General features: G+C 42.2%; 25 protein-coding genes. 16 read left to right on the top strand and 9 right to left on the bottom strand.

All coding sequences use genetic code 11. The annotated features are described in order from the left end of the window. Positions 1–15: 15 nt before the first annotated feature. The 5 genes from C4S61_RS15765 to C4S61_RS15745 all read right to left on the bottom strand — a co-directional run bounded on the left by C4S61_RS15765 (position 16) and on the right by C4S61_RS15745 (position 3,022). Entirely contained in the window at positions 16–474 is a 459-nt protein-coding gene (locus tag C4S61_RS15765; RefSeq protein ID WP_103925772.1) for a PaaI family thioesterase, read from the bottom strand. Between the two features lie 2 nt (positions 475–476). Continuing rightward, entirely contained in the window at positions 477–1,061 is a 585-nt protein-coding gene (locus tag C4S61_RS15760) for a hypothetical protein (RefSeq protein WP_103925771.1), read from the bottom strand. 72 nt (positions 1,062–1,133) lie between these two features. Then, complete coding sequence (locus C4S61_RS15755) at positions 1,134–1,892, bottom strand: SDR family NAD(P)-dependent oxidoreductase (RefSeq protein WP_103925770.1); 759 nt, start codon at positions 1,890–1,892, stop codon at positions 1,134–1,136. 16 nt (positions 1,893–1,908) lie between these two features. Further along, positions 1,909–2,445: a YfiT family bacillithiol transferase gene (locus tag C4S61_RS15750; RefSeq protein ID WP_103925769.1), complete on the bottom strand. Its 537-nt coding sequence runs from the start codon at positions 2,443–2,445 to the stop codon at positions 1,909–1,911. 7 nt (positions 2,446–2,452) lie between these two features. Beyond that, positions 2,453–3,022 carry a phosphoribosyltransferase family protein gene (locus C4S61_RS15745; protein WP_317046061.1) on the bottom strand — a complete coding sequence of 190 codons (570 nt, stop codon included), beginning with the start codon at positions 3,020–3,022 and terminating at the stop codon, positions 2,453–2,455. 204 nt (positions 3,023–3,226) lie between these two features. Here C4S61_RS15745 and C4S61_RS15740 point away from each other — a divergent pair, with 204 nt between their 5' ends. The 16 genes from C4S61_RS15740 (at position 3,227) to C4S61_RS15665 (ending at position 21,186) form a co-directional block, all read left to right on the top strand. Beyond that, complete coding sequence (locus tag C4S61_RS15740; RefSeq protein ID WP_103925767.1) at positions 3,227–3,583, top strand: carboxymuconolactone decarboxylase family protein; 357 nt, start codon at positions 3,227–3,229, stop codon at positions 3,581–3,583. Beyond that, complete coding sequence (locus C4S61_RS15735) at positions 3,576–3,935, top strand: hypothetical protein (RefSeq protein WP_103925766.1); 360 nt, start codon at positions 3,576–3,578, stop codon at positions 3,933–3,935. The genes C4S61_RS15740 and C4S61_RS15735 overlap by 8 nt, the downstream gene beginning before the upstream one ends. Further along, entirely contained in the window at positions 3,936–4,697 is a 762-nt protein-coding gene (locus C4S61_RS15730; RefSeq protein ID WP_103925765.1) for an exodeoxyribonuclease III, read from the top strand. A 40-nt stretch (positions 4,698–4,737) separates the two neighbouring features. After that, positions 4,738–5,139, top strand: coding sequence for an ATP-binding protein (locus C4S61_RS15725; RefSeq protein ID WP_103925764.1), 402 nt, complete (start codon positions 4,738–4,740; stop codon positions 5,137–5,139). A gap of 3 nt (positions 5,140–5,142) precedes the next feature. Then, the gene (gene ybeY / locus C4S61_RS15720; RefSeq protein WP_103925763.1) at positions 5,143–5,568 is read left to right on the top strand and encodes an rRNA maturation RNase YbeY; all 426 of its coding nucleotides are present in this window, start codon (positions 5,143–5,145) and stop codon (positions 5,566–5,568) included. Between the two features lie 77 nt (positions 5,569–5,645). Continuing rightward, a complete protein-coding gene (gene mnmG, locus C4S61_RS15715; protein ID WP_103925762.1) occupies positions 5,646–7,511 on the top strand; it encodes a tRNA uridine-5-carboxymethylaminomethyl(34) synthesis enzyme MnmG in 1,866 nt (621 codons plus the stop codon). Next, on the top strand, positions 7,512–8,405 hold the full coding sequence (locus C4S61_RS15710; RefSeq protein ID WP_103925761.1) for a class I SAM-dependent methyltransferase: 894 nt from the start codon (positions 7,512–7,514) through the stop codon (positions 8,403–8,405). Positions 8,406–8,476: 71 nt separating this feature from the next. Then, positions 8,477–10,084 carry an Ig-like domain-containing domain gene (locus C4S61_RS15705; RefSeq protein WP_103925760.1) on the top strand — a complete coding sequence of 536 codons (1,608 nt, stop codon included), beginning with the start codon at positions 8,477–8,479 and terminating at the stop codon, positions 10,082–10,084. A gap of 439 nt (positions 10,085–10,523) precedes the next feature. Further along, positions 10,524–12,272, top strand: coding sequence for an AMP-dependent synthetase/ligase (locus C4S61_RS15700; RefSeq protein WP_103925759.1), 1,749 nt, complete (start codon positions 10,524–10,526; stop codon positions 12,270–12,272). A gap of 255 nt (positions 12,273–12,527) precedes the next feature. Continuing rightward, positions 12,528–12,989 carry a MarR family winged helix-turn-helix transcriptional regulator gene (locus C4S61_RS15695; protein ID WP_103925758.1) on the top strand — a complete coding sequence of 154 codons (462 nt, stop codon included), beginning with the start codon at positions 12,528–12,530 and terminating at the stop codon, positions 12,987–12,989. A 45-nt stretch (positions 12,990–13,034) separates the two neighbouring features. Continuing rightward, positions 13,035–15,440, top strand: coding sequence for a 3-hydroxyacyl-CoA dehydrogenase/enoyl-CoA hydratase family protein (locus C4S61_RS15690; RefSeq protein ID WP_103925757.1), 2,406 nt, complete (start codon positions 13,035–13,037; stop codon positions 15,438–15,440). Positions 15,441–15,493: 53 nt separating this feature from the next. Next, positions 15,494–15,853 carry a four helix bundle protein gene (locus tag C4S61_RS15685; RefSeq protein WP_103925756.1) on the top strand — a complete coding sequence of 120 codons (360 nt, stop codon included), beginning with the start codon at positions 15,494–15,496 and terminating at the stop codon, positions 15,851–15,853. 61 nt (positions 15,854–15,914) lie between these two features. Continuing rightward, on the top strand, positions 15,915–17,090 hold the full coding sequence (locus tag C4S61_RS15680) for a thiolase family protein (protein WP_103925755.1): 1,176 nt from the start codon (positions 15,915–15,917) through the stop codon (positions 17,088–17,090). Between the two features lie 104 nt (positions 17,091–17,194). After that, positions 17,195–18,988 carry an acyl-CoA dehydrogenase family protein gene (locus C4S61_RS15675; RefSeq protein WP_103925754.1) on the top strand — a complete coding sequence of 598 codons (1,794 nt, stop codon included), beginning with the start codon at positions 17,195–17,197 and terminating at the stop codon, positions 18,986–18,988. A 154-nt stretch (positions 18,989–19,142) separates the two neighbouring features. Continuing rightward, a complete protein-coding gene (locus tag C4S61_RS15670; RefSeq protein ID WP_103925753.1) occupies positions 19,143–20,813 on the top strand; it encodes a PQQ-dependent sugar dehydrogenase in 1,671 nt (556 codons plus the stop codon). Between the two features lie 10 nt (positions 20,814–20,823). Further along, complete coding sequence (locus C4S61_RS15665) at positions 20,824–21,186, top strand: hypothetical protein (RefSeq protein WP_103925752.1); 363 nt, start codon at positions 20,824–20,826, stop codon at positions 21,184–21,186. A gap of 59 nt (positions 21,187–21,245) precedes the next feature. Here C4S61_RS15665 and glgP read toward each other — a convergent pair whose 3' ends face one another. The 4 genes from glgP to C4S61_RS15645 all read right to left on the bottom strand — a co-directional run. Continuing rightward, the gene (glgP, locus tag C4S61_RS15660; protein WP_103925751.1) at positions 21,246–22,904 is read right to left on the bottom strand and encodes an alpha-glucan family phosphorylase; all 1,659 of its coding nucleotides are present in this window, start codon (positions 22,902–22,904) and stop codon (positions 21,246–21,248) included. A gap of 81 nt (positions 22,905–22,985) precedes the next feature. After that, entirely contained in the window at positions 22,986–23,360 is a 375-nt protein-coding gene (locus C4S61_RS15655) for a hypothetical protein (RefSeq protein WP_103925750.1), read from the bottom strand. Positions 23,361–23,458: 98 nt separating this feature from the next. Then, positions 23,459–25,117, bottom strand: coding sequence for a carboxylesterase/lipase family protein (locus C4S61_RS15650; RefSeq protein WP_103925749.1), 1,659 nt, complete (start codon positions 25,115–25,117; stop codon positions 23,459–23,461). A 115-nt stretch (positions 25,118–25,232) separates the two neighbouring features. Beyond that, on the bottom strand, positions 25,233–26,249 hold a 1,017-nt coding region (locus C4S61_RS15645; protein ID WP_103925748.1), incomplete at its 5' end, for a sensor histidine kinase.

Here is a 26,249-nt window from a genome sequence, read left to right as displayed (position 1 = left end):
TTAGTTGGATAAAAATTAAAAACCAAGTTCACTGAGCTTCACATGCGTTTTAATGAGATTAGAGCTTGCTTTGGCAACAAATTTCCCTGATTCTTTTTTGATTACGGCTTCCCAATGATTTAGGTTTGATCCGGATCGAATTAGTTTTGCCGTTACTTCAAGTTTCTCTCCTATTTGTGCTGCTGAGAGAAAATCCACATTCAGATTGATACTCGTCATCAGGTATTCCGATCCCGCAACAAAATTTCCCATCCCAATCACATCGTCCAGCATAAGCGAAGCGATGCCTCCATGGAGAATTTGACCGGGATTACACATATCTGGCCGGACCACATAGGACACCTTGATGTAGTGTAAGTCTATTTCCAAAAGTGTGCCTCCAAGCCAATTTCCAGCAGCAGAGGGGGTTTTATCCAATGTTTTCCCCAGTTGAGTTTTAAAAAATTCTAATCCTGTATTTTTACTATCGCTCATTTTTAGTTGGTTTGATTCAGAAGCCTAAAATAGTCCTCTAAAACGGATTTTACAGCTTCTTTCTCCCTATCATTGGACCAGAGTGGAAAAGGTTTTTCATTGACAATAAGCTCAAATTCGGCATTTTCCTCAATCAAGTATCTGAGCCTTTGAATCATGGCGAAATGCTCCAGGTTATTTCCATTTGCAAATTCAAAGGTTTGGGATTCCTCGGCTGATTTGGCTGAAATTCGGATGGGCCAATCCGCGTTTTTCAGTTCAAAATAGATGTAAGCTTCCTCTTTTGCGGAGTTCAATAGGATTACCAGATCCAAAGTCGGTTCAGAATCATTTACCAGCCGCTTTCCATGCCGATACAAATTCATGCCTGCATCTCTGCGAATTTCCTTGTCATAATGAATCGATCTGACATTCAAAAAATAGAGCCGATTGGAGTCATTTATCCGAAAGGTGCGGTCATCTCCCGAATTATTTGCCCGATAGCCATTGAAAAATGAAAAAACCAAAACCAATCCCAAGGAAGAAAAAATAAAGATCTTCAGAATTTTAACCAACTCTGGAGTAAGGATAGGATCTCTTTTGGTCATTTTTCATCAAGGAAACTTCCCCTTTAAAACACCCAAATGCAAGCAAGGGTTTTGCAAAGGGAAATTTACGAATCACCTTACATAAGAACCGGCATTCATGTCAATAGAGGTACCTGTAGCATGATCTGCCAATCCTGAACATAGCAGCGTCACCATAGGAGCGATATCCTCTGGGAGGGTCAATTCCTTGAGCGCGATATCCTTGAGCGCAAAATCTTCTCCATACTCGGCCAAAATGCCTTTAGCCATAGCTGTCCGGGTAAATCCAGGAGCAATTAAAAAGGCTTTGATTCCGATTTTGCCATAGTGCCTTGCTATCGATCGGGTCAAGCTCACCAACGCACCCTTGGATGCGGCATAGGCCAAATAGTCAGGTGTATCTCCCCGGAATGCTGCTCGGGAAGAAATCATAACAATGCGGCCGTTTTCTTGAACTTTTGCCTGATCCACAAATTCCTTTGTAAGAATGCCAACCGCAGTTGCATTCACTGCCATGACTTTGTTCCAGATATCAAGCCATTCGGCAGTTGGCAAGGTGTCGGCTGCCGGGGGAGAAATCCCAGCGTTATTGACCAAAGCAGTCAATGGGCCGTATTTTTGTGCCAATTTGGGTATAAATCCTACTACTTCAGCAGCTTGGGCAAGGTCACAGGCCTCGATGTGCGCGGGATTTTTGAGCTGATTTTGAAGACTTTCCGCTTCTGCCTTATTGGAATTATAATGAATGATCACCTCAGCACCTGAATCTGAAAGCTGCCTTGCTATGGCTCTTCCGATTCCTCGGGAGGCACCTGTTACGAGGATCCGCTGATTTACTAGGGAAATGTTCATGAATAAGGGACAAAGGTTACCACTTTTCCCGCATTCCTAAATGCAGGATGTGGGCTAAATGGTGCTGAGAATGCCAGGCGTACATGAGCGTGACTTCTTCCAGTTCTTGATTTCGGTTTTTCTCTGGGTGAAAATAAGTCTTTTTGAAGTCCTCCGGTTTCATGGAGTCAAGTAAAATTCCCCATTTGAAATGAATTGCCTGAATTATGGCAAGAGAGGACTCGATGGGAAGGGTTGCATCTGATAAATTGGCCCAGGCTGCTTCATCGTAGGGTTTTATCGTGGGATTTTCCTCCGTCAAGGCTAGTTTATAACGGATAAACGCATTCATGTGGCTGTCGGCACAATGATGAATAAGTTGGCGGACTGTCCATCCACCCGGTCGATAGGGCGTATCCAGCTGACCGATAGAACGCGGACTCACCGCTTTAAATAAATGGGAAGGAAAAGATTTGATTTGGACAATGGCCTCATCAATCATTGCCGGCGATACCAGTTCGGGAAGTTTGAATTTTCCGATAGGGTATTTTAGAAATTCTATGTCAATGTTCATAAATGTATTAGCCTCCTGCGGCGATAGTAACCAAATCTACGTGTTTTGCGCCATTGGCCAAGAGCACATTTGCACAAGCACAGAGAGTCGCTCCTGTGGTAATCACATCATCAACCAGAACTATTCGTTGTCCTGTGACCGATTCACCTTTTTTCAGATCAAAAACCTCGTCCACATTCTCCAACCGCTGCAATCGCGTTTTCTTTGTTTGCGTTTCTGTAAATTTCCTCCGTTCCAAAAGATTTTGAACCCTGATGCTCAATGACTTTGAGAGGCCATCCGCAAATTTCTCGCTTTGATTATAGCCCCTTCTTTTTTGCTTCATGGGATGCAAGGGTACCGGTACTATGACATCCCATTCATTCAAATAGCCATTTTGGGCTAAAAGCAGGCCATACAACCTTCCCATTTCTTCACCTATTTCCGGTTTGTTTTTGTATTTGAGTAGGTGAAGTAGCTTTTGGCTTTTTCCTTTTTTTGAAAATCTCAGGTACGCCATTGCCCGATTGACTTGGGTTAAGCCGCGGATTTTGGATGTCAGTTCGTTGTCAAGGGGTCTCAGATGAAAATTTGCCACAGGCAAGCTTCCCTGACAGATTGTGCATAGGCAAGGCTCGAAATCAAAGAGGGTCCGACCACATTGTGGACAGTTTCTTGGGAAAATGAGATCCAAAAAATCTTTCCAAAAATCCAAACGCATGGCTAAAAAGTTCTGTTTTTACTGCTTGAGGTATAATATGACATATATTTACCCTTTCGACTTACTTTAATCCTTAAGTTAATGAATCTAATAGAAGAATTCAATGCTTACCGTGCCAAGATGAATGATAAAATCCTGGGCGAAGACAACAAAGTAATCAAGCGGTTTTTCAACCTTGATACCAATACCTACGCTTCCGGTGAACTGGACGTAAAAACGAAAGAAATGATTGGATTGGCCTGTTCAATGGTATTGCGTTGCGATGATTGCATAAAGTATCATTTGGGAAAAAGCTATGACGCCGGATTGAAAAAAGAAGAGATTTTTGAAGTTTTTTCCATCGCACTAGTGATCGGTGGATCGATTGTGATCCCTCACTTGAGAAGGGCCGTAGAATACTGGGAAGAACTTACTAATCAACAACTTAACTATTTTTAAACGGGATCTGGATCTTGAAAAACGCTGGTCTAAATTATTGGATGGACTGAAAGATACGATTGGAAAAAAACCAAACGATCTGAATGGCGTACTCTTTCTGATAGGTGTTCAAGAACTGGGAAAGGGAACCAAGACCTTCTCGAAAGAACAAAAACAGGATCTAATGCATATCGCCGTGTGCAAAGTACTCAGCTACGCCGGATTTTATGAATTGGATTTTGTCGATCAGGAAGGTTGGCCCCATTGGAAGTTGATTAAAGAATTACCTCATTTTGATCTTCTGGACCAGGAAAAACTACTTAAAATTCAAGTCTTGGAATATTTTGAGAAAGAATATCAAATAGAAATTTAAATGAAGCTTATATCGTATAATGTAAACGGAATCCGGTCTGCAATCAACAAAGGATTTGTGGATTGGCTTAAGGAAGAAAATCCGGATATCATTGGTTTACAGGAGATTAAAGCACAGGAAAAGGACCTTGACCGTTCCATTTTCCAAGACCTTGGATATGAATTATTCTGGAATCCTGCAGTAAAAAAGGGATACAGTGGGGTAGCAATTTTTACCAAGGTTAAGCCTAAGGCCATTAAATATGGCATGGGTCTCACCAAATATGACGATGAGGGTAGGGTATTGCAGGCTGATTTTGACGACTTTTCGTTCATTTCTTCCTATTTCCCATCAGGGACGACCGGAGATTTTCGACAGCAATTCAAGTACGAGTTTCTCGATGATCTCTATGGATATGTACAGGATTTGAAGCAGTCCAATCCTAATTTAATTATCAGTGGCGATTACAACATTTGCCATAAACCAATTGATATCCATAATCCAATTTCAAATAAAAATTCCTCAGGCTTTCTTCCTGAAGAAAGGGCCTGGATGGACAAATTTACAGAGAATGGATTCATTGATACCTTCAGGCACTTCAATTCAAGCCCACATCAATATTCTTGGTGGAGCTTTAGAGCCAACTCCCGGTCCAAAAATCTGGGGTGGAGAATAGATTATCACATGGCTAGCAGGGAATTGCAAAACAGACTGAAAAGTGCTGTAATTTTGCAGGAGATAAAACACTCGGATCATTGTCCGATAGTTCTTGAAATTGAATAAGAAAATAACAAATAGCTCTGAATTATAGAATATTTCCAAGATGAAGTCTATCAAAATTTCAATCCCATCTCTAATAGAGAATATTAAAATCATCGAGAGTTTTATCGATAATGCTAAAGATAATTTCGAAATAAATGATGACATCTATGGAAATATTATGATCTCGGTTACTGAGTGCATCAGTAACGCTATAATTCACGGAAACCAAAATGATAAGAACAAATTGGTACACCTGGAATTAAACATGGATGGAAATCAGTTAAATTTCATTATTGAGGATGAAGGGGAAGGATTTGATCTCGAATCACTACAGGATCCAACCGCTCCTGAAAACATTCAAAAGCCGGGAGGGAGGGGGATATTCCTAATAAGACACTTAAGTGACGATGTCAAATTCGAAGCTGGGGGGAAAAAGACTATCCTGTCTTTCTATTTAGATTGAGATATGGCGATTAATTTTTTCTCGGAAGAAATTACATTTCAGCTTCCCCAAAAACTTAAAAGAAAAAATTGGCTGAATCAAATTGCCGATTCGGAAAATTTTAAAATCAAGGAGCTAAATTACATATTTTGCTCTGACGAACACTTGTATCAAATGAATGTGGAATATCTGGCACATCATACCTACACTGATATCATTACCTTCGATAATTCGGAGGAAAAGGCAAAAATTGAGGGAGATATTTTCATCAGCATTGATCGCGTGAGAGAAAACGCACTGTTGCATGATGTCTCTGAAGAAACTGAATTAAGTCGGGTAATCAGTCATGGTCTTTTCCATTTGATGGGCTACAAAGACAAATCAAAAAGCCAATCAGTTACGATGCGCGCAAAAGAAGAATTTGCGATCGAACTATTCCAAACTGTATAACTGTTTCACGTGAAACACTTCGTGAAAAATTCAGGTTTTGCCTGTTATGTTTCACGTGAAACATCAAATAAATTATCATGTTTCCAATTTATGATGTAATAGTAGTAGGGGCGGGGCACGCCGGTTGTGAAGCAGCTCATGCTGCAGCAAGCATGGGATCAAAGGTGCTTCTTTGTACGATGAACATGAATACCATTGCTCAAATGTCATGCAACCCAGCCATGGGAGGTGTAGCAAAAGGGCAAATAGTACGTGAGATTGATGCGCTCGGAGGACTATCAGGAATTATTTCTGATAAATCAATGATACAGTTTAGGATGCTAAACAAATCAAAAGGTCCCGCGATGTGGTCTCCCAGATCTCAAAACGACAGAATGAGATTTGCCGAAGAGTGGCGACTTGCACTTGAACAAACTCCAAACGTGGATTTTTGGCAAGAAATGATTTCCGGCATTCTAGTAAAAAACGGCAGAGTAACAGGAGTAAGAACAGCAATTGGAATAGAAATCAATGCTAAATCAGTTGTTTTGACTAATGGAACATTCCTGAATGGAATAATTCATATTGGCGAAAAACAGTTTGGCGGTGGAAGAACAGGGGAGTCTGCGGCAAAAGGAATCACAGAACAACTGGTGTCCTTGGGATTCGAAGCAGGAAGAATGAAAACAGGCACTCCACCAAGAGTAGATGGAAGAAGCTTGAATTATTCAAAAATGGAAGAACAGCTGGGAGACGAAATACCTGAAAAATTCTCCTATCTGGACACTACAAGTCCACTTACTACACAAAAATCCTGTTGGATAACTTACACAAACAGGGAGGTTCATCAGTCATTGGAAACCGGTTTTGACCGTTCTCCGATGTTTAATGGAAGGATTAAAGGCCTGGGACCGAGATATTGTCCAAGCATAGAAGATAAAATAAACCGCTTTGCTGAGCGGGAAAGGCACCAAATATTTGTCGAGCCAGAAGGATGGAACACCGTAGAAATCTATGTGAACGGATTTTCAACTTCCCTACCCGAAGAAGTACAATATAAAGCACTGAGATTAATTCCGGGATTTGAAAATGCGAAAATGTTCCGTCCAGGATATGCGATTGAATACGATTTCTTTCCACCAACCCAACTGAAGGATACTTTAGAAACCAAATTACTCGAAAATCTTTATTTCGCAGGCCAAATTAACGGCACTACCGGATATGAAGAAGCCGCATCCCAAGGATTGGTAGCGGGTATCAATGCGAGCCTAAAAGTGCAGGAAAAAGATCCATTCGTTCTGAAAAGATCCGAAGCTTACATAGGTGTACTTGTAGATGATCTGATCAACAAAGGTACCGAGGAACCTTATCGGATGTTTACCTCAAGGGCAGAATTTAGATTGTTGCTTAGACAAGACAATGCTGATTTGAGATTGACACAACTCGGTCATGACATGGGTCTGGCCTCAAACGAACGGTTGGAAAAAATGCTCAACAAAAAGTCACTCACAGCAAAGCTCATCAATGACTTAAAACAGAAAAAACTTAATCCAGAATCTATAAATCCCGAATTAGAAAAATTGGGAACCGCACCGATTCAGGAAAAGATAAGCATCGAAAAATTACTGAAAAGGCCTCATATTGGAATGAAGGAACTTTCTTTATTTGATGAAGATTTAAAAACTTATCTAATTAAATACCCGAAAGAAGTCCAGGAACAAGCAGAAATACAAATCAAATACGATAGCTATATCGATAAAGAGCAACAATTGGTAGCTAAACTCTCGAATATGGAAAACTACCAAATCCCATCGCAATTTGATTTTCTCGCTATCACCGCATTATCAAACGAAGGCAAACAAAAATTAAACAAGATCCGACCTCAAACTCTGGGACAAGCTTCCAGAATAAGTGGAGTATCACCTGCCGATCTATCCATCTTAACCGTATACTTAGGAAGGTAAATGTTAGAAAGACTTAGTAAATGCCCACTTTGTAAAAGTGGGCGTTTTCTTAATTATACAGAAATCACTGACCATGCGGTGACCAGGGAAACCTTTATCCTATGCAAATGCTCAGACTGCCAACTACTGTTCACTAATCCCAGACCAAGTACAACTCAAATTGGTCCTTACTATAATTTCCCTGAATACTTTTCACACGCCGACAAAGCGAAAAACCTTACTCAGTGGATTTATCAAAAAACAAGAAATTACAACATTTCCAAAAAGGTTGACTTTATACAACAATTCAAGAAAAAAGGGAAACTCTTGGATTATGGATGCGGAACAGGCGAATTTTTGAAAGAAGCTAAAAGTAGAGGTTGGAAAATAGCTGGTATAGAACCCAATGAAAAAGCGAGAAACCAAGCCAGACTTAAGCTTAAAGACAAAGTAAAATATTCCTTAGAAGAAATAAAAAAGGAAGCAAGCTTTGATATCATCACGCTTTACCATGTCTTAGAGCATATTCACGATTTAAGAAAAACGATTAAAAAACTATTAAATCATTTAAAATCAGATGGTTACCTTATTATAGCTGTGCCAAATTACGAAAGTCATGATGCAAAAAAATACGGAAAATATTGGGCAGGGTGGGATGTACCAAGACACCTTTATCACTTTAATACTGCTGCAATAGAAAGCTTCAAAAATGAATTTGATCTGGAATTGTGTTCGGTAAAGCCGATGAAATTAGATAGTTTTTATGTTTCATTACTTTCAGAAGGATACCTTGACAAACAAACTTCATTATTGACCAAGTATTGGAAAGCATTCCATTCCGGCCTAAAATCAAATAAACTTGCCAGAAAATCCGGCGAATATTCCAGCAATATTTTCGTTTTTCAAAAGAAGTGACTTATCCAAAACTACAACTATATATCCTATCCCTCCTGTTTCTCACTTCTTGTGCAAAACAGAGTACGCCAATGGGAGGTCCAAGGGACGAAGATCCACCGGTTCTCTTGGAATCAAGCCCTGTCACTCAATCATTAAATGTAAAACCCGAAGAAATTACTTTGACATTTGATGAATATGTAAAACTTGAAAATCCATCCAAAGGCATCGTCATAACCCCAAGAATTAACAACGATGAAGTTGAATTCTCTGCATTAAAAAATATAGTGACCATCAAACTAAATCAGGAATTGGAAGACAGCACCACCTATGTTTTTAACTTCCAAAAATCAATTGTAGACATATCCGAAGAAAATCCGGCAGAAAATCTCAAACTGGTCTTTTCTACAGGAAATTCAATTGACAGTCTTGGCATATCAGGTACGGTTGGATACTATTTTCCTCCCTCAAAACCGGATTTCTCCAATATCATTGTGGGAATCTATCCTCTGGGAGATACCACAGACGTTTTCACAGCTCCTCCGTATTATCTAAGTCAGCCAGATACCACAGGTAATTTCAACATCACTAACATCAAAAGTGGGAATTACTTAGCATATGCATGGAAAGACCTCAACGGAACACTCAAGGCAGAATTCAAATCTGAGGAATATGATTTTATTTTGGACACTTTAGTGATAGAAAAAAATATTGAAAATGTAAGATTTAATCTGTCAAAAGCTGATTTAACCCCCATTCGCATCTTAAGGACCAGCCAATTTGGAAAAAACTTTGATATCATATTAAACCGAGATCCAACAGAAATCACCCTCGAAAGCCCAGAACTTGGCAAAGAATTTTTTTATACCTTTTCAGAAAATAGACTAAGAATCTATACTACCAAGACCAAAGAAGATAGCATTCCATTCCAGATAAGCTTACAGGATTCAGTTGGATTTACACAAGATTCGTTGATATGGGCAAAATTTGCAGACTCAGATCGAAAACCCGATAAGCTTCAAATTACCGCAAACTCAGGTAAAAGTTTTTTAAATAACCTGGAAATCGAATTAAAATTCAACAAACCCATTAAAGACATCAATTTTGACTCCTTATATATCACTTACGACACAGCGTCAAGAATACCGATAACACCTTCCATGTTGCTATTTGAGGATTCAACGAAAATGGATCTTCTAAAAATCAAAATATCATTACCGGATTCACTCAAGCAGGACATATTCACCATAAAGGCCAGTGATTCCACATTTTATGATGTAGAAGGACAGTATAATGAGTCAGAATTATCGGCAAACTACCGGAAGCTAAAGCGGGAAAATCTGGCAGACGAAATCTCAGGAAGAATAATTGGAGCAAAACCTCCCTTTATAATTCAACTTTTAAACACAAAAGGTGAACTGGTAGCTGAGCAATTCCTAACAAACTCAGATTCTTATTCATTCCAATTATTGGAAGCAGGCACATTCAAAATTCGCGTAATCGAAGATTCCAATGGAAACAAACGATGGGATCCGGCGAATTTCTTTGAAAAAAGAAATGCGGAACGAGTCTTTTATTTTGTCAACAATGAAAATAAAGAGGATTTAGTCATCAGAAGTGGTTGGTCTCTAAGTGAACAAAATATCCAGGCAATTACCCAAACAGGAATAAATAAAATCCCTGTGGATAACAAGGATTAATCGGTGGAAAACAAGTCACTTACATTTGGAAAAAGGTACAGTTATCATCAAAAAACAAGAAAATTTAAATTGCTGATATCAGTTTGGTGATAACTTAGCTTTTATCCACAACAGCAGAAACAGCTATCCACACCACACTTCCCCACATTTATCTTTTCTAAGGTAATCCACCAAATCTTGTATATTTTACTAAAGAATAGAAATTCAAGTATTTATAAGTTGATAACTCGTTGGTAACTTGTCAAAAAAGCAAAAGATTGTATCTCAAGTTTGTGGTCAACTTTTTCATAGAGGCTTATTAACAAATCCACAGCCTTAATAACCTTAATAATTTATTTATTTAAATAATATAATATAATTATTAAAAAGAGAAATGTGTGGAAAGCTTTTGTGATTCCTTTTGATTTGGGTAATATTAGCTTGATAAACCCAAAAAAATATGAACCTCTCTAGGGTATTTGATTTGATTCCTCATCAGATTTCCAATTATGATAAAGCAATCGCACTTTCAAAAAAAGAAGATGGAATCTGGAAAACTTACAGTTCAAAAGACCTAAAGCGCATTGTTGATAATTTGAGTCTGGCATTTCTTTCGGCTGGAATTGCTACAGGGGACAAGGTGGCCATAATTTCAGAAAATCGTCCTGAATGGAATTTTGTCGATTTTGCACTCCAGCAAATTGGCGCCATTTCAGTTCCTATGTATCCCACGATTACGTCTGGTGATTATGCCTATATTTTCGAACACGCTGAAGTGAAAATGATTTTCGTCGGAGATCAGGAGATTTATACCAAAGCCTCTGAGGTAGCCGGCGACCGGGTCATTTATTCTTTTGATCAGCTGGAGGGAGTTGCCCATTGGTCAATTTTGGAGAAAAAGGGCGAATCAGGAGACTTTGCAAAACTCGAAGAATCAAAAAGTCAAGTTAAATCAGAGGATCTTTTTACAATAATTTATACCTCGGGCACTACAGGTAAGCCAAAAGGCGTAATGCTTACGCACTCCAATGTACTTTCAAATGTCTTGTCTGTTGCAAATACAATGACTCCACCTCCTGGAGTATCCAAAGTTCTCAGCTTTCTACCACTCTGTCATATTTATGAGCGAACAGGCTCATTTTGCTTCATTTACCTCGGGTTTTCTATTTATTATGCCGAAAACATGGAGAAAATCGGTGAAAATCTTAAGGAAGTTCAGCCACATATTTTTAATACTGTTCCCAGACTTCTGGAAAAGGTTTATGACAAAATCGTTGCAAAGGGATATGAACTTACCGGAATTAAAAAGAACCTTTTCTTTTGGGCACTCGATCTGGGATTGCGGTTTGATCCTGCTACTCAGATGGGGAAATGGTACGATTTCCAACTGAAACTTGCCAATAAAATTATTTTCTCGAAGTGGAGAGAAGCCTTGGGAGGAAATGTAATGCAGATTAATTCGGGAGCCTCCGCATTGCAACCGAGGCTGGCCAGAGTTTTTTGGGCAGCAGGCATCAAGGTTTGCGAAGGATACGGCTTAACGGAGACTTCTCCGGTAGTTTCGGCTTCTGTAGGTACGCGAGATGGCATTAGAATAGGATATGTTGGAAAGGTGGTTAAAAACGTCCAGGTCAAAATCGCAGAAGACGGCGAAATTTTGGTCAAAGGACCCAATGTGATGCAAGGATACTACAAGGAACCTGAAATGACCGCAGCGGTACTTCAAAACGGCTGGTTTTATACCGGAGACATCGGTGAACTTGATGGCGAATACCTTAAGATCACCGATCGCAAAAAAGAGATGTTCAAAACCTCCGGTGGAAAATACATCGCGCCCCAAGTCATAGAGAACAAATTCAAAGAATCTGCATTGATCGAGCAGTTGATGGTGGTGGGAGACGGCAAAAATTATGCAGCTGCGCTAATCGTTCCCAGTTTTGAAGGATTGAAAGAATATTGCAAACGAAAAGATATCCCCTATTTGTCTGATTCGGAAATGATCGCTAATCCAAAAATCCTTGAAAAATATCAGGAAGAAATTGACGGCTTAAACAAATATTTTGGAAAATGGGAACAAATCAAGCGATTTAAACTTTTGGATAAGCCATGGGGAATCGACACCGGTGAGCTGACTCCGACCATGAAATTGAAACGGAAAGTCATCCATCAAAAATTTGAAAATGAAATTGAATCGATATACCAGGCTTAACCGCCTGGTTTTTTTGTCTTTAATCAAAAAATGATAACAATTACACCTCAAAATTATTGTTGGCCAAGATTGCTTTTACCATATTTAATTCTTTTAAATATTATTTAATGATTCTATTTTAATATTTAATTTTGATTAAAAGTGAATTATCTATGAATTATTTGTGATGCATGCATAACTCTTTAAAAATAATAGTAGGCATGCATACAAAATTTTTTTTACCTTAGGTGACTTCAAATCCTGCATTTGAGCACCATGACAAGAGAAGAAACCGTAGACTATCACATCAAAAGCGCATGGCATGCTATCTCGCGCATGTACAATCAGCAAGCTGCTGAAGAGGGGTTTACTACTGCTATTGGATTTGTGCTGATCAACATCAATTCGAAGGAAGGAACCCCTGCCACCAAGATTGCTCCTTTGATCGGCTTGGAAACGCGAAGTCTTACCAGAATGCTAAAGACTATGGAAGAAAAAGGTCTGATTTATAAGAAAGCAGATCCGGTGGACAAGCGGTCAGTAAGGATTTTCCTGACTGATGAAGGGAAGGAAAAGAAAGAAAGATCAATCCATACCATCATGGATTTCAATCGACAGGTCCGTGAAGTAGTAAGCGAAGAGGAGTTGGATATTTTTTTCGGAGTATTTGCCAAGATCCAGCTCGTCATCGAGCAAGTCAATGGAAGCGAAGTCAACAAACCCATATTTGAATTATAAACTGATTTTCCGCCAGTCGGAATAGACTACCAAAAACCCAAAAAAATGAACAGAACCATTAAAAAAGTAGCCATTTTAGGTTCAGGAGTGATGGGATCACGTATTGCCTGCCATTTTGCCAATATTGGCGTGCAGGTACTTTTATTGGACATTGTACCTTTTGAGCTTAACGACGAAGAGCAGAAAAAAGGACTCACCAAGGAACATCCTGCTGTCCGAAATCGGATTGTCAATTCAGCTCTACAAAATACGCTGAAGTCAAATCCGTCCGTGATTTACGATAAGTCTTTTGCTTCCAGAATTACGACAGGAAACTTTGACGATGACCTTCCAAAAATCAAAGACTGCGACTGGGTGATGGAAGTGGTCGTGGAGCGATTGGATATCAAACAATCGCTTTTTGAAAAAGTAGAAAAATACAGGAAACCCGGCACACTGATTACCTCCAATACTTCCGGAATTCCGATGCACCTGATGTGCGAGGGAAGAAGTGAAGATTTTCAGGTCCATTTTGCCGGAACGCACTTTTTCAATCCGCCTCGTTATTTGAGATTGTTAGAGATCATTCCGGGCCCCAAGACCAATCCGGACATCATCGACTTCCTGATGAATTATGGAGATAAATTCTTGGGCAAAGAGACGGTACTTTGTAAAGACACGCCGGCTTTTATTGCAAATAGAATTGGAGTTTATGCGATCATTTCAGGAATGCATGCCATCGAAAAGATGGGATTGTCAGTCTCTGAAGTGGATAAATTGACTGGACCAATTATCGGTCGTGCAAAGTCCGCAACTTTCCGTACCATGGATGTGGTGGGACTTGATACCACCGTAAATGTGGCAAATAACCTTTACAAAGCCCTTTCACACGACGAATCCCGGGACAAATTCAAATTGCCACAGATCGTCGAGGTGCTCTACAACAACAAATGGTTTGGAGACAAAACCGGCCAAGGCTATTTTAAAATGATCCGTCATAAAGACGGAACCAAAGAACTGAAGGAGCTTGACCTGAAAACTTTCGAATACAAAGATGTAGAAAAGCCAAAGTTCAAGGCATTGGAAGCATCCAAGGAAATCGAGGATCTAAAGAAGCGAATCAAGTTTTTGGTCAATTTTGACGATCGTGCCGGTGAATTTTATCGCACTTCATTCTACGACCTTTTCAAATATTGCTCCAACCGGATACCTGAGATATCTGACGAATTGTATCGGATTGATCAGGCTGTTTCGGCAGGATTTGGGTGGGAATTGGGCCCTTTTGAAACTTGGGATATCCTAGGTGTAAAGGAAACGGTTGAAAAAATGGAAGCAGCTGGTGAAAAAGCTGCCGCTTGGGTTCATGAGATGCTTTCGGCAGGTCATGAAAACTTTTATAAAGTAGAGGGAGGCAAAAAATGCTACTACGACATTCCTAGCAAATCCTACCTCGAAATCCCAGGAATCGGAGATTTTATCATTCTGGATACGCTGAAATCTGCGGGGAAGAAAATTTGGGGAAATACCGGTACCTCTGTTTATGACATGGGCGATGAGGTGATCGGCCTGGAATTTCATACCAAAATGAACTCCATGGGAGCCGAAGTAATCGAAGGAATTAACACAGCAATCGGTATGGCCGAAAAGTCTTACAAAGGTCTAGTCATTGGTAATGAAGGAGCGAATTTCTCAGCCGGAGCAAATCTGGGAATGCTTTTCATGTTTGCCGGTGATCAGGACTTTGATGAGATCAATATGATGATCGCCCAGTTTCAGAATACGATGATGCGGGCGAGATATTCTTCGATTCCGGTGGTGGTGGCACCGCACAATATGGCCTTGGGAGGTGGCTGTGAGCTTTCACTTCATTCCGATCACATTCAGGCCCATGCCGAACTGTACATGGGCTTGGTGGAAGTGGGTGTGGGATTAATCCCTGCCGGTGGGGGAACCAAGGAAATGACTCTTAGATTTTCCAATGGTGTCATCAATGGCGATGTGGAGCTCAATCAGCTACAGGAATATTTCATGAATATCGCTACTGCGAAAGTTTCTACCTCAGCTCAAGAGGCCCGAGGACTTGGGTATCTGAGAGTAAGTGACGGAATTTCCCTGAATAGAAAACGTCAATTGGCGGATGCAAAGTCCCATGTTTTGAGAATTCATGAAGCAGGCTATACCCAGCCGCTGCAGCAAACTAATGTAAGGGTATTGGGTAAAACTTCCTTGGCACTTTTCGAAGCGGGAATCACCGGAATGCAGTATGGAGCTTACATCTCTGAGCACGATGCCAAAATCGCCAGAAAATTGGCTTGGGTCATGTCAGGGGGAGATTTGTCTTCACCCACTGAGGTCACAGAGCAATATTTACTTGACTTGGAGCGGGAGGCTTTCTTGAGCTTGACGGGTGAGAAAAAGACCCTGGAGCGTATTCACAGCATTTTGTTCAAAGGAAAACCGCTTAGAAACTAAGGAATAGTATCAAGTATCAAGACATAAGTATCAAGACATTAAACACACTGGTTATGCACAACTTCAAGGAATTAAAAGTATGGCAGAAAGCTGTTGATTTAGCTGTTAAGATTTACACCGTCACCAAATCGTTTCCTGTAAAGGAAAAATTCGGGCTCTTTTCTCAGATGAGAAGAGCAGGTGTTTCGATTTCTTCAAACATAGCGGAAGGTTGTGCTAAAACCTCCTCAAAATCATTTGTCAATTCTCTCAAAGTGAGTTTGGACGAAAGCTTTGAATTTGAAACCCAACTGATAATTTCTGAAAGGGTAGGAATTCTTGATCCTGAAATTGGAAAAGAAATGGAAACAGATCTTTCTGAAATACAGCGTATGATAATGGGGCTAAAAACTTCACTAGAGGCAAAATCTTGATACTTGATTCTAGCTACTTGATACTCTAAACCAATAACCCAAAACAAATAACGAAACACAAATGGAAGCATTCATAATCAACGGATATAGATCAGCAGTAGGAAAAGCAAAAAAGGGAGGCTTTCGGTTTTACCGACCGGATGACCTGGCCGCAGATGTCATTAAGCACTTGGTGGCAAATACACCCGGCTTGGAGACCAAACTAGTCGACGACCTCATCGTCGGCAATGCCGTGCCGGAAGCCGAGCAGGGCATGCAAATGGGTCGAATGATCTCACTTTTAGCCTTGGGAATAGAAAATCCCGGTTTTATCATTAACAGATATTGCGGCTCAGGTCTTGAGGCGATTGCATTGGCTGTGGGTAAAATCAAAGCCGGAATGGCCGATTGCATCATTGCAGGTGGGACAGAGTCAATGTCCCTGGTCCCCATGATGGGCTATAAAACTGTGCTTAACTACAAAATTGCAACCCAACATCCATCCTATTACATCAGTATGGGTCTGACCGCTGAGGAATTGGCGCGCGAGTACAGCATCACACGCGAGGAAGCGGATGCTTTTTCGGTTCGATCCCATGAAAAGGCCTTGGCAGCAATAACAGCCGGCAAATTCAAGGAAGAAATCGTTCCGGTGGAAGTAGAAGAAACCTACCTGGATGAAAAAGGAAAAAAGAAAACCCGAAAGTTCACCGTCGATACAGACGAAGGTCCAAGGGCAGGTACCACCATGGAAGCATTGGCCGGTTTGAAGCCTGCCTTCAAGAATGGCGGGCAGGTCACTGCAGGTAACTCTTCCCAGACTTCTGATGGAGCAGCTTTTGTCGTAGTAATGTCTGAAAGACTGATGAAGTCGCTTGGCCTGGAGCCGGTTGCGAGATTGATGTCTTATTCCGTTGCGGGAGTGGATCCTCGAATTATGGGAATTGGTCCAAAAGAGGCGGTTCCTAAAGCTTTGAAGCAGGCAGGATTAACCTTAAATGACATCGATCTGATCGAGTTGAATGAAGCCTTTGCGGCTCAAGGTTTGGCAGTGATGAAGGCACTGGACTTGAACCCTGATATGGTAAATGTAAACGGCGGGGCGGTCGCTTTGGGACATCCATTGGGATGTACAGGCGCGAAGTTGTCAGTTCAGATTTTTAACGAACTACGACGTCAGAATAAAAAGTATGGCTTGGTAACCGCATGCGTTGGCGGCGGTCAGGGAGTTGCGGGGATTTATGAGTTGTTGAAATAATACTACTTCGGCGTTCGATGTTCATCATTCGATATTCATTATTAAAAATATCGAACGCAGAATGTAGAACTAAGAATAATGAAGACTTAGAATAATAAAACCATATGAACACTATATCAAAAGCAATCCAAGGAGGCGAATTCCTCATCAGGGAGACTCCGGCGCAGGATATTTTTATCCCTGAGCAGTTTACAGAAGAGCAAAAAATGATGGCTCAGGCCTGCCAGGATTTCATCGATACGGAGATTCTTCCCAATATCGAAGAAATCGACAGCATGAAGAATCCAAACTTGGTTCCTTCGATTTTCAAGAAAGCAGGAGAGCTGGGACTGTTGGGAATTTCCGTACCCGAGGAATACGGTGGAATGGGCATGAGTTTCAATACTTCCATGTTGATTGCCGATATTATCGGTTCGGCGGGCTCTTTTTCCACAACATATGGAGCTCATACAGGAATTGGAACTTTACCAATTTTGTATTACGGCACAGAGGAACAAAAACGAAAATACCTACCAAAACTTGCCACAGGCGAATGGGCAGCATGTTATTGCCTCACCGAACCGGATGCCGGATCGGATGCCAACAGCGGAAAAACCAAGGCGACCCTTTCTGCCGATGGTAAATTCTACCTGCTCAATGGGCAGAAAATGTGGATTTCCAACGCAGGATTTGCAGATCTTTTTATCGTATTCGCAAAGATCGAAGATGACAAAAACCTCACTGCTTTTATCGTAGAAAAGACCTTCGGGGGAATCACGATGAATGAAGAGGAAAAAAAGATGGGAATCAAAGGGTCTTCTACCCGACAAGTTTTTTTCAATGACTGCCCTGTCCCTGTGGAAAATATGCTCTCTGATCGCCAAAATGGCTTCAAGATTGCAGTAAATATCCTGAATATCGGCCGTATTAAACTTGGTGCCGGAGTCTTGGGTGGTGTGAGAGGCGTCATTTCGCTTTGCATTGACTATTCCACGACCCGAAAGCAGTTTGGAGTAAGCATCAATACCTTTGGAGCCATCAAATCCAAACTGGCCGAAATGGCGATTCGAACTTACGTTACAGAGTCGCTTTGTTATCGCGCCGGGCAGGACATCGAGGACCGAATCAACGCTTTGATTTCTGAGGGAATGGATGATGCAGAGGCGAAATTGAAAGGCGTGGAAGCATTTGCAATGGAATGTGCAATTGCCAAAATCCATGGTTCGGAAGTGCTTGATTATGTGGTTGATCAAGGTGTGCAAATCTATGGAGGAATGGGCTATTCCGCTGAAGCTCCCATGGAAAGAGCCTACCGGGATGCCCGAATTTCCCGAATCTATGAAGGGACCAACGAAATCAACCGAATGCTGATGGTTGGTATGCTATTGAAGCGGGCGATGAAAGGTGAAGTCAACCTATTCGAACCGGCAATGGCTGTGTCGGCAGAATTGACTTCTGTTCCTTCTTTCGAAACTATTGATACTTCTGAACTTTTAGCAGGTGAAAAGGCAGTTTTAAAAAACCTGAAAAAAATCTTCCTAATGGTAGGTGGAAAAGCGGCCATGGCCCTTCAGGATCGCATCGAAGACGAGCAGGAGATCATGATGAACCTGGCGGATTTGATGATCGAAATCTATGCTGCGGAATCAGCCATTCTCCGAACCGAAAAACTGGTCAGCATCAAGGGAGAGGCCGCTTGCGCCAATCAGATTGCAATGGCTAAAGTTTACCTTTCTGAAGCCGTGAATAAAATTAATGACGCAGCTAAAGAGGCCATCGCTTCCTTTACCAAAGGAGACGAGCAAAAAGTAATGCTGATGGGATTGAAGCGCTATACTAAAGCTGAACTGGTCAATACCAAAGAGCTGAGAAGACAGGTGGCGGATTACATGATCGCCGAAGGGAAGTATCCTTTCTAAACAACCGATTAACAGCTTTTCTAGCCTCTGATTGTATTTTCAATTGGAGGCTTTTTTATGAGTTCGAAATCCATTTCGCAAAAAATGAAGGATTTTGACTTAATTCCGCCCAATTAAGTTTTTTACAATCGACAAAAGGCCCAATTTAGTAGAGATGAATTATACACTTGCAACCTGCTCATTCGCTCTTTTTTTGATCTTCTCCTGCTCACCTGATAAAAAGGAGTTTGGATTGGACATTTCCACTGACGCCAGCCAAATCCTGAAAGGAAAAACCCTCTTTGAGCAACAATGCTCCACCTGTCACAACTTCAATGAGGATGCGATTGGTCCCAATCTAAGTGGACTTACCCGGCAGATCGAGACCCAATGGATTCGGGAATTTATCAAAAACCCGGCAGCAGCTATCGAAAACAAAGATTCAAGGGCTGTAGATCTTCTGGCAAAGTATAAAACCCAAATGCCCGGATTTCCAGCCTTGACCGATCAGGATATCGAGGCATTGTTGAGCTACATGCACACGTTTGAGACGGTGCCTATTCCCATCAGTGGAGACACCACTTCCAATTTGATTCCGGAGAAAATTAAAGACTCGGGCATCCGGCTTGAACTGGAATTGTATGCTCAGCTTCCGGCTTCTGACACAGTTCCACCTTTGGCCAAAATGACCAAAATGGAGCCTATTCCCGGTACTCAGCGTCTTTTTATCAACGATCAGCGAATCGGACTTTACGAAATTGAAAACCAAAAGCCGGTTTTGTACCTGAATGTCTTGGAAAAAAGGCCGGCAATGGTCAGCAAGCCCGGATGGGCGACTGGGGTAGGAAATTTTGCCTTTCATCCGGATTTTGAAACCAACGGTCTTTTTTATACTTCGCATACCGAACCGGGAGGCACGGCCCCTTCTGACTTTGGCTATACGGATAGTTTGGGCGTGTTTATGCAGTGGGTTTTGACTGAGTGGAAAGCGGAAAATCCAAGTGCTGCCGTCTTCCAAGGTACAGATCGGGAAGTGCTTCGCATAGACAATGCCTCTCAGGCCCATGGCATGCAGGAACTTACCTTCAATCCATTTTCTCAAAAGGGAGACCCTGATTATGGATTACTTTACATCGGTTATGGAGATGGAGGAACGGCAGAAAAGCGCTTTGCGGCTATTTCCAATCATCAAGGCGCAGGAATTTACAGTAGTATTCTGAGAATTGACCCCGCGGGAAAAGATGGGGTGAATGGCCAATACGGTATCCCGAAAATCAATCCATTTGCCGGAATTCCGGGTAAAGCCGGAGAAATCATGGCTTATGGATTCAGAAACCCCAATCGGATCTTTTGGGATGAAAAGGGACAGCTTCACGCCACAGACATAGGTCAGCATAGCATTGAAGAAATCAACCGAATCGAACCCGGAAAATTCTACGGTTGGCCTATCCGGGAGGGGACTTTCAGTATCAATCCTTTTGGTAGTTTCCGAACCCTCTATCCCTTACCTGTTGATGATTCTAAATACGGAGCCAGCTATCCGCTCATCCAACTCGAGCATGACGAAACGGTAGCGATCATTGGGGGATATATCATGCCGGAGGGACCACTCAAAGGAAAATTCATATTTGGAGATATTCCTTCAGGAAGGTTATTTTTTGCAGATCTTAATGAATCTTCCAGTCCGGTGGCTAAGACTTGGGGGGTTACTTTTGAAGGCCAAGAAGTCTCCCTGCAGACCTTGGTCAATCATGACCGCGTGGATTTGAAGTTTGGGATCGATGCAGAAAAGAATGTCTACATGATGAGTAAAACGGAGGGAAAAATTTACAGGATTGAGGATTAGTAGCAAGTCTATGAAAGAACAACATCATGAGCTTTTAGATCTATTGATTAATTATGGCACACCGGTTTCGGAATCAATTCTTTGTTCGAATATTTGGTTTCTTTTTGGAAATGAAGGAGAGGAGCTTCCTTATTTTTACTTTCACCATGATGGGCAGGGATTATTTAGGACTCCAGATTCTGAAACTGAAATTTTTTGGGAAATGTCTGAAGTAGGAAATATCCGAATTGAATTTGATGGGGTAAAGACCCCGTGGAAAGGGTTGACTTACAAAGAAGTTTTCATGGCATTGATATCAGACATTACTGATGACGCCTTATTACTATTTAATTCGGAAGGTTTAAAAGAACAGTGGCAGGCTTTTTCTAACTAGCCAAAAGCAGAAAAGTCCAGGTTATCAGCCCGGACTTCTATTTTTCAGAAAGAACGCATTTACTCAGAATACATCAATTTATAATATTCCTTCGCCATTCGATTGCTTTCAAATTCGAAGCGAACGTCGTGCATTCCGGCCTGTACCATATCTCTCCACTTGCGCTTGTTATCATAGTACATTGGGATGATCTGATTTTCAAGGATATCATACAGGTGTTCCAAATCCTCCTCATCTTGATCCTGGACGCTCAGATTCTGATAATCCACCTGAGGAATGATAAAGCAATTTTCTCCATGGCGGGCAAACTCACAAATCCATCCATCATAGGTACTGAAGTTGACAGCGCCGTTCATCGAAGCAGTCATCCCGCTGGTGCCTGAGGCTTCGCGAGGTACCCGGGGATTGTTTAACCAAACGTCTGAAGCTTGTTTTAATCTCTTGCTTAAGGTCAGTTCATAATCCACACAGACCGCGACGTTCTTGTAGTTTTTGCTCAAATGCACCAGTTGGTTGAAGACACTGATCGCGCCATAGTCCATGGGATACGGCTTACCTGCCCAGATAATCTGTATCGGCTGATCCGCATTTCGCATGAGTGCGTCAAATCTTCTCAGGTTCCGGGTGATCAGCTCCGGCCTTTTGTATGCTGCAAATCTTCGTGCCCAGACAATGGTCAAGACATCCGGATCAAGCAGCTTACCGGTTTGATCGGCAACAATTTCAAAAGCCCGTTTTTTCAGGTAGCGCTTGCGATCATCAAACCCGAGATTATCTGCCTCCTCCATGAATCTAAAGAGCTTCTTATCTGCCCAATAATTCCAGTTTTGAGCATTGGTGATCGAGCGAATTTCAGGGATGTTTGGATAGCTACCCCACATTTTTCGACTGACTTCGCCGTGAAGTTTACTCACGCCGTTTGCTTTTCTGGCAAATCGCAGTGCTGCCAGACTGTGATTGAAAGTAGCGCCATCCATTTCTGTTAATTTTTGCACTTCTGAAATGGAATGCCCGTAGAAAAAGCTCATTTTGTTGAGCAGGTTATAGTCGTGCTTCTCATTGCCGGCTTCCTCAGGAGTGTGCGTGGTGAAGACGAGTCGTTTTTGAACCTCGGCTTTGCTGCCAAATTTTTTCATTAAGTAGAACACACTGCTCACTCCATGAGCTTCATTGAGATGATAGACATCAGGGTTGAAATTGAGCTCGTCAATCAGTTTGGCTCCTCCCAAACCGAGAATCATCGATTGTGCGATCTTGGCAGCCGTATCTGCGTCGTAGAGACGATGGGTAATGGTCTGACTGAGGTAGTCATTTTCAGGCAGGTCTGTACTCAAGAGGAAAAGCGGGGCACTTTTGAATGTAGTCGGAGGTAGGTACCAGGCTTTTACCCAAACTGGCTGATCATGGACTGGAACCGTAAACTTGATACCGGTGTCTTCGAGGAAGCTGTAGGTTTTTTCATACCATTCGGGTTTTAGCGTTTGATCTTGATTTCTTCCCTGATCGTAATACCCGTATTTCCAGAGAATTCCGATCCCGATCAGATTTTGTCTGAGCTCAAAGGCGCTCCGCAAATGTGATCCGGATAGGAAGCCTAATCCGCCACTGTAGATTTTTAGCGGTTGATGTATAGCGAATTCCATAGAGAAGTAAGCCACAGATTTTGAGTATTCAGACGCAAGTTCATAGGGAACTTTATAGTTTCTAAAGTCGGTCATAGTTTGAAATTTTGAGAGCGATAAGTTAACCAAATGCTCAGATAAGTCTTACTTAAAACGAAAAATGGAAAAAGGGGAACACTAATTTTTTCCAGCAATCTGAAAAATCCCCCAAACCAAAAAAGATCCCAAAAACGCAGCAGGAAGGACAATCACCAACCCAAGCAATAGCTCAAATGGCAGTAAATTGTGCGAGGAAGAATCTCGAACTATGTCAAAGAGAATTTTGGAAAGCATACCCAATAAGATTCCAAAACTGATCAAAAGGGCAATAAATCCGGGAGACTTTTTTCGAAGGGAAAATGAAATAACAGAGCAAATAAATGCTCCGGGACCCAAAATAGAATAGATCACTCTTGAAAATTCACCCTTTTCAGAAAAATCAGCCGTCCAATAGCCGATCGCTCCGACCACAAATCCAAGTGCAATTGAAGGCAAATGTTTCTTTTGGATCATAAATAATCAGTTTGGAATTCGAATGTCAAAAAGCTAAAGCTCACTGACTTTTCCAAATTCCAAACGGATTAAATGTGCGTGGGTTACCGTTTTTGGATCTATCCAAGTGCCTTTCGTGCGGCTCTGTCCGGATCATTTTTGACCGCTGGCGTATCGGTTAGGACCATAACTTCACCATTTTCGGCAGTGAATTCAGGCCAGGATGGAAGAGTTCCGGCATTTGGATTTCCGGTTTTCATAAATGCCAAAAGCGAGGAAGACATTTTTTCAGAAAGAACCCGAGGCCGCTTCCCTCCACCGGTGTGCGTGTACATACGGTCGGTATTGTCGTACCAAAAGCAAATGTCGAGGCAGTGGAATGCCCGCATTCTTCCATTGTAAAGATTGGGCTCCCAGCCAAACCAAGCCATGTAAACCGGGGCTTTTTGTTTGGCTTTGGCATTGCCGCAGGCGACGGCATTTGCCCGGTTGGATGCTGCTAGTGTCATGATTTCAGCCGGTTTTTTTCCGGGGAAACTGGCAGCATAGGCACGATAGACTTCTCCTGCTTTATCCCCAAATCGCTGTTTCATCGCTTCGATGATTTCAGCTTCTCCGGCAGCGTCCAGCTGTGGATTGGCGCGAGTCGCACCCCACTCATGGAAGGTGGTGCAGATCATCAGCGGCATTTCTGCAGTATGGTCATTTGGATCGCTGAAAAACTCCCCTTTTGGTACATGTACCCCATCGGCAACAGGTCCAAAACCGCCTCTGAATCCGGGTTGAGGATTTTCCTTTCGCAAACGATCCAAGGCCTTGTTGGCGATATCAATGTACGCTCTCCAGGGGATTTCCTGGAGTTTGTCCACCTCAGCAGGAGTCAGTCCGGCTGTTTCAAGGACATATTGACCGAGCTTTCGGCTATACTTCTGATCATTTGCTTTCAGCATGGTTCCGCTGAGTGCCACGCCTTTGTGAACCAGGCCTTTGGAAGCGGGCATTGCCATGGTGCAAGTGACTTTAGCTCCGCCACCGGATTGACCCATGATGGTGACATTGCCGGGATCTCCACCGAAGTTGGCGATGTTGTCGCGGACCCATTCTAGGGAAGCGATGATATCCAGTTGGCTGACATTGCCGGAGGAAGCATACTTGGCCCCACCCACTCCTGACAGGTCTGTAAATCCGATCGGACCAAGTCGATGATTGATGGAGACAAAAACTACGTCTTTACTTTTTGCAAAATTCTCTCCATGGTAGCCATCCTGTTCGATTCCGTTGCCATTGGTAAATCCGCCACCGTGTAGCCAAACCAAGACAGGCCGCTTTTTCCCGTCTGCCAAACCATTGGTCCACACATTGAGCTTGAGGCAGTCTTCGCTGACATCGTCATAGTTCCAGTGATCAGCAAAGGAATAATGTGGATTTGCATACCGATTATCCATGATTTGAGGAGCCGTATTTCCCCACCAGAGCGTTGGTTTTATATCTGTCCAAGGGCTTGGTTTTTGTGGAGGCATAAATCTATTTTTTCCGGCAGTGTCTGCTCCATAGGGGACTCCCAAGAAGGTGTAGACTCCATTCAGGATATAGCCTTGGATTTTTCCATAGGCAGTTTGTGCAATGGCAACGTCATCTCCAATCTGGAGAAATTGATCCTCATCAGCATCGGTTTTCTGAGTGGGAATTGAGCTTGCATTTCCGGCAAAGGGTACCGCGGCGAGTCCGGCAGTGCCTAGTCCGATTTTTTGTAAAAATTCGCGACGGTTATTTTTCATAGGTTTAGGGTTTAGGGTTAATTCTATTGTCTCAAGTTGAGAAAATGGAATTGAAATTCCTATTCCTTAAAATTGATTTTTCGGGAGTTTAAACCGGAATTAAGACGCAGGTCATTTATGCCGGAAGGTGAATTCGAAAAGTGGTCCCTTTTCCGACTTCTGAATCAACCTTTAGCTCTCCTCCATGCGCTTTTACAATATCATAGCTCATACTCAAACCTAATCCCGTTCCCGAGCCGGCTGGCTTGGTCGTGAAGAAGGGCTGGAAGATTTTTTCCCGGATAGATTCGGGAATTCCCGAGCCGTTGTCTTGGACGGATATTATAATTCCTTCTGAGGAAGATTCTGTAGCCACCACGACGGTGGGCGTGTAATCCGATCCGGTATTTTTTGACTTATCGCTTACCGCATAGAAGGCATTATTGATCAGGTTCAGCAAAACTCTTCCCATGTCCTGAGATACCAACATGACTTTAGGGAGTGCAGGGTCCAAATCTGTCCTAAATTCTGCAGTAAAGGATTTGTCCTTTGCCCGAAGTCCGTGATAGCTGAGCCTCAGGCATTCATCCGCAAGTGCATTGACATCGGTTTCTTCTTTTTCGGAAGTGTTTTTCCTACTGTGAGCGAGCATTCCTTTGACGATGGAGCCGGCCCGGTTGCCATGGTGGTTGATTTTGATGAGGTTATCTTTTAGATCTGCGGCTATTGCCTTTACTTCCTGCAGATCCCCATTTTCGATTTCCTCAGTCATCTCGTCGATCAATTCAGCACTGAGTTCGGAGAAGTTATTCACAAAATTCAGCGGATTCTGGATCTCGTGGGCGATGCCTGCTGTAAGTTCACCGAGTGAAGCCATCTTTTCGGATTGGATCAGTTGGGCTTGGGTGGATTTGAGATCTTCAATGGATTTTTCCAGAGCAGCCGTGCGTTCGTTTACACGCTCTTCCAGGATGCGGTTTTCCGCTTTCAGCTTTCGGGAGCGCCACTTCACGATGGCAGTAATCACCGCAAAGATTAACAGGGCATAGATCAGATACGCCCACCAGGTGGCATACCAAGGCGGAAGGACCACAAAGGAAAATACCGCCTCCTCACTTACTCTCCCGGTAAAAGCCTGGGCCCTGACATGAAA

Origin of the sequence: Algoriphagus boritolerans DSM 17298 = JCM 18970 (assembly GCF_900108085.1) — a bacterium.
GTDB classification, from domain to species: Bacteria; Bacteroidota; Bacteroidia; order Cytophagales; family Cyclobacteriaceae; genus Algoriphagus; species Algoriphagus boritolerans.
Note: the sequence above shows the minus strand (reverse complement) of the source record. Positions and strands in the feature narration are given on the sequence as shown.

Coding starts and splice junctions, on each gene's coding strand:
- ybeY (WP_103925763.1), top strand. CDS start 5,143: ATGGCGATTAATTTTTTCTCGGAAGAAATTACATTTCAGCTTCCCCAA.
- C4S61_RS15755 (WP_103925770.1), bottom strand. CDS start 1,892: ATGAACATTTCCCTAGTAAATCAGCGGATCCTCGTAACAGGTGCCTCC.
- C4S61_RS15750 (WP_103925769.1), bottom strand. CDS start 2,445: ATGAACATTGACATAGAATTTCTAAAATACCCTATCGGAAAATTCAAA.
- C4S61_RS15700 (WP_103925759.1), top strand. CDS start 10,524: ATGAACCTCTCTAGGGTATTTGATTTGATTCCTCATCAGATTTCCAAT.
- C4S61_RS15690 (WP_103925757.1), top strand. CDS start 13,035: ATGAACAGAACCATTAAAAAAGTAGCCATTTTAGGTTCAGGAGTGATG.
- C4S61_RS15710 (WP_103925761.1), top strand. CDS start 7,512: ATGTTAGAAAGACTTAGTAAATGCCCACTTTGTAAAAGTGGGCGTTTT.
- glgP (WP_103925751.1), bottom strand. CDS start 22,904: ATGACCGACTTTAGAAACTATAAAGTTCCCTATGAACTTGCGTCTGAA.
- C4S61_RS15695 (WP_103925758.1), top strand. CDS start 12,528: ATGACAAGAGAAGAAACCGTAGACTATCACATCAAAAGCGCATGGCAT.
- C4S61_RS15730 (WP_103925765.1), top strand. CDS start 3,936: ATGAAGCTTATATCGTATAATGTAAACGGAATCCGGTCTGCAATCAAC.
- C4S61_RS15650 (WP_103925749.1), bottom strand. CDS start 25,117: ATGAAAAATAACCGTCGCGAATTTTTACAAAAAATCGGACTAGGCACT.
- C4S61_RS15675 (WP_103925754.1), top strand. CDS start 17,195: ATGAACACTATATCAAAAGCAATCCAAGGAGGCGAATTCCTCATCAGG.
- mnmG (WP_103925762.1), top strand. CDS start 5,646: ATGTTTCCAATTTATGATGTAATAGTAGTAGGGGCGGGGCACGCCGGT.
- C4S61_RS15760 (WP_103925771.1), bottom strand. CDS start 1,061: ATGACCAAAAGAGATCCTATCCTTACTCCAGAGTTGGTTAAAATTCTG.
- C4S61_RS15665 (WP_103925752.1), top strand. CDS start 20,824: ATGAAAGAACAACATCATGAGCTTTTAGATCTATTGATTAATTATGGC.
- C4S61_RS15655 (WP_103925750.1), bottom strand. CDS start 23,360: ATGATCCAAAAGAAACATTTGCCTTCAATTGCACTTGGATTTGTGGTC.
- C4S61_RS15765 (WP_103925772.1), bottom strand. CDS start 474: ATGAGCGATAGTAAAAATACAGGATTAGAATTTTTTAAAACTCAACTG.
- C4S61_RS15725 (WP_103925764.1), top strand. CDS start 4,738: ATGAAGTCTATCAAAATTTCAATCCCATCTCTAATAGAGAATATTAAA.
- C4S61_RS15685 (WP_103925756.1), top strand. CDS start 15,494: ATGCACAACTTCAAGGAATTAAAAGTATGGCAGAAAGCTGTTGATTTA.
- C4S61_RS15670 (WP_103925753.1), top strand. CDS start 19,143: ATGAATTATACACTTGCAACCTGCTCATTCGCTCTTTTTTTGATCTTC.
- C4S61_RS15740 (WP_103925767.1), top strand. CDS start 3,227: ATGAATCTAATAGAAGAATTCAATGCTTACCGTGCCAAGATGAATGAT.
- C4S61_RS15705 (WP_103925760.1), top strand. CDS start 8,477: ATGGGAGGTCCAAGGGACGAAGATCCACCGGTTCTCTTGGAATCAAGC.
- C4S61_RS15680 (WP_103925755.1), top strand. CDS start 15,915: ATGGAAGCATTCATAATCAACGGATATAGATCAGCAGTAGGAAAAGCA.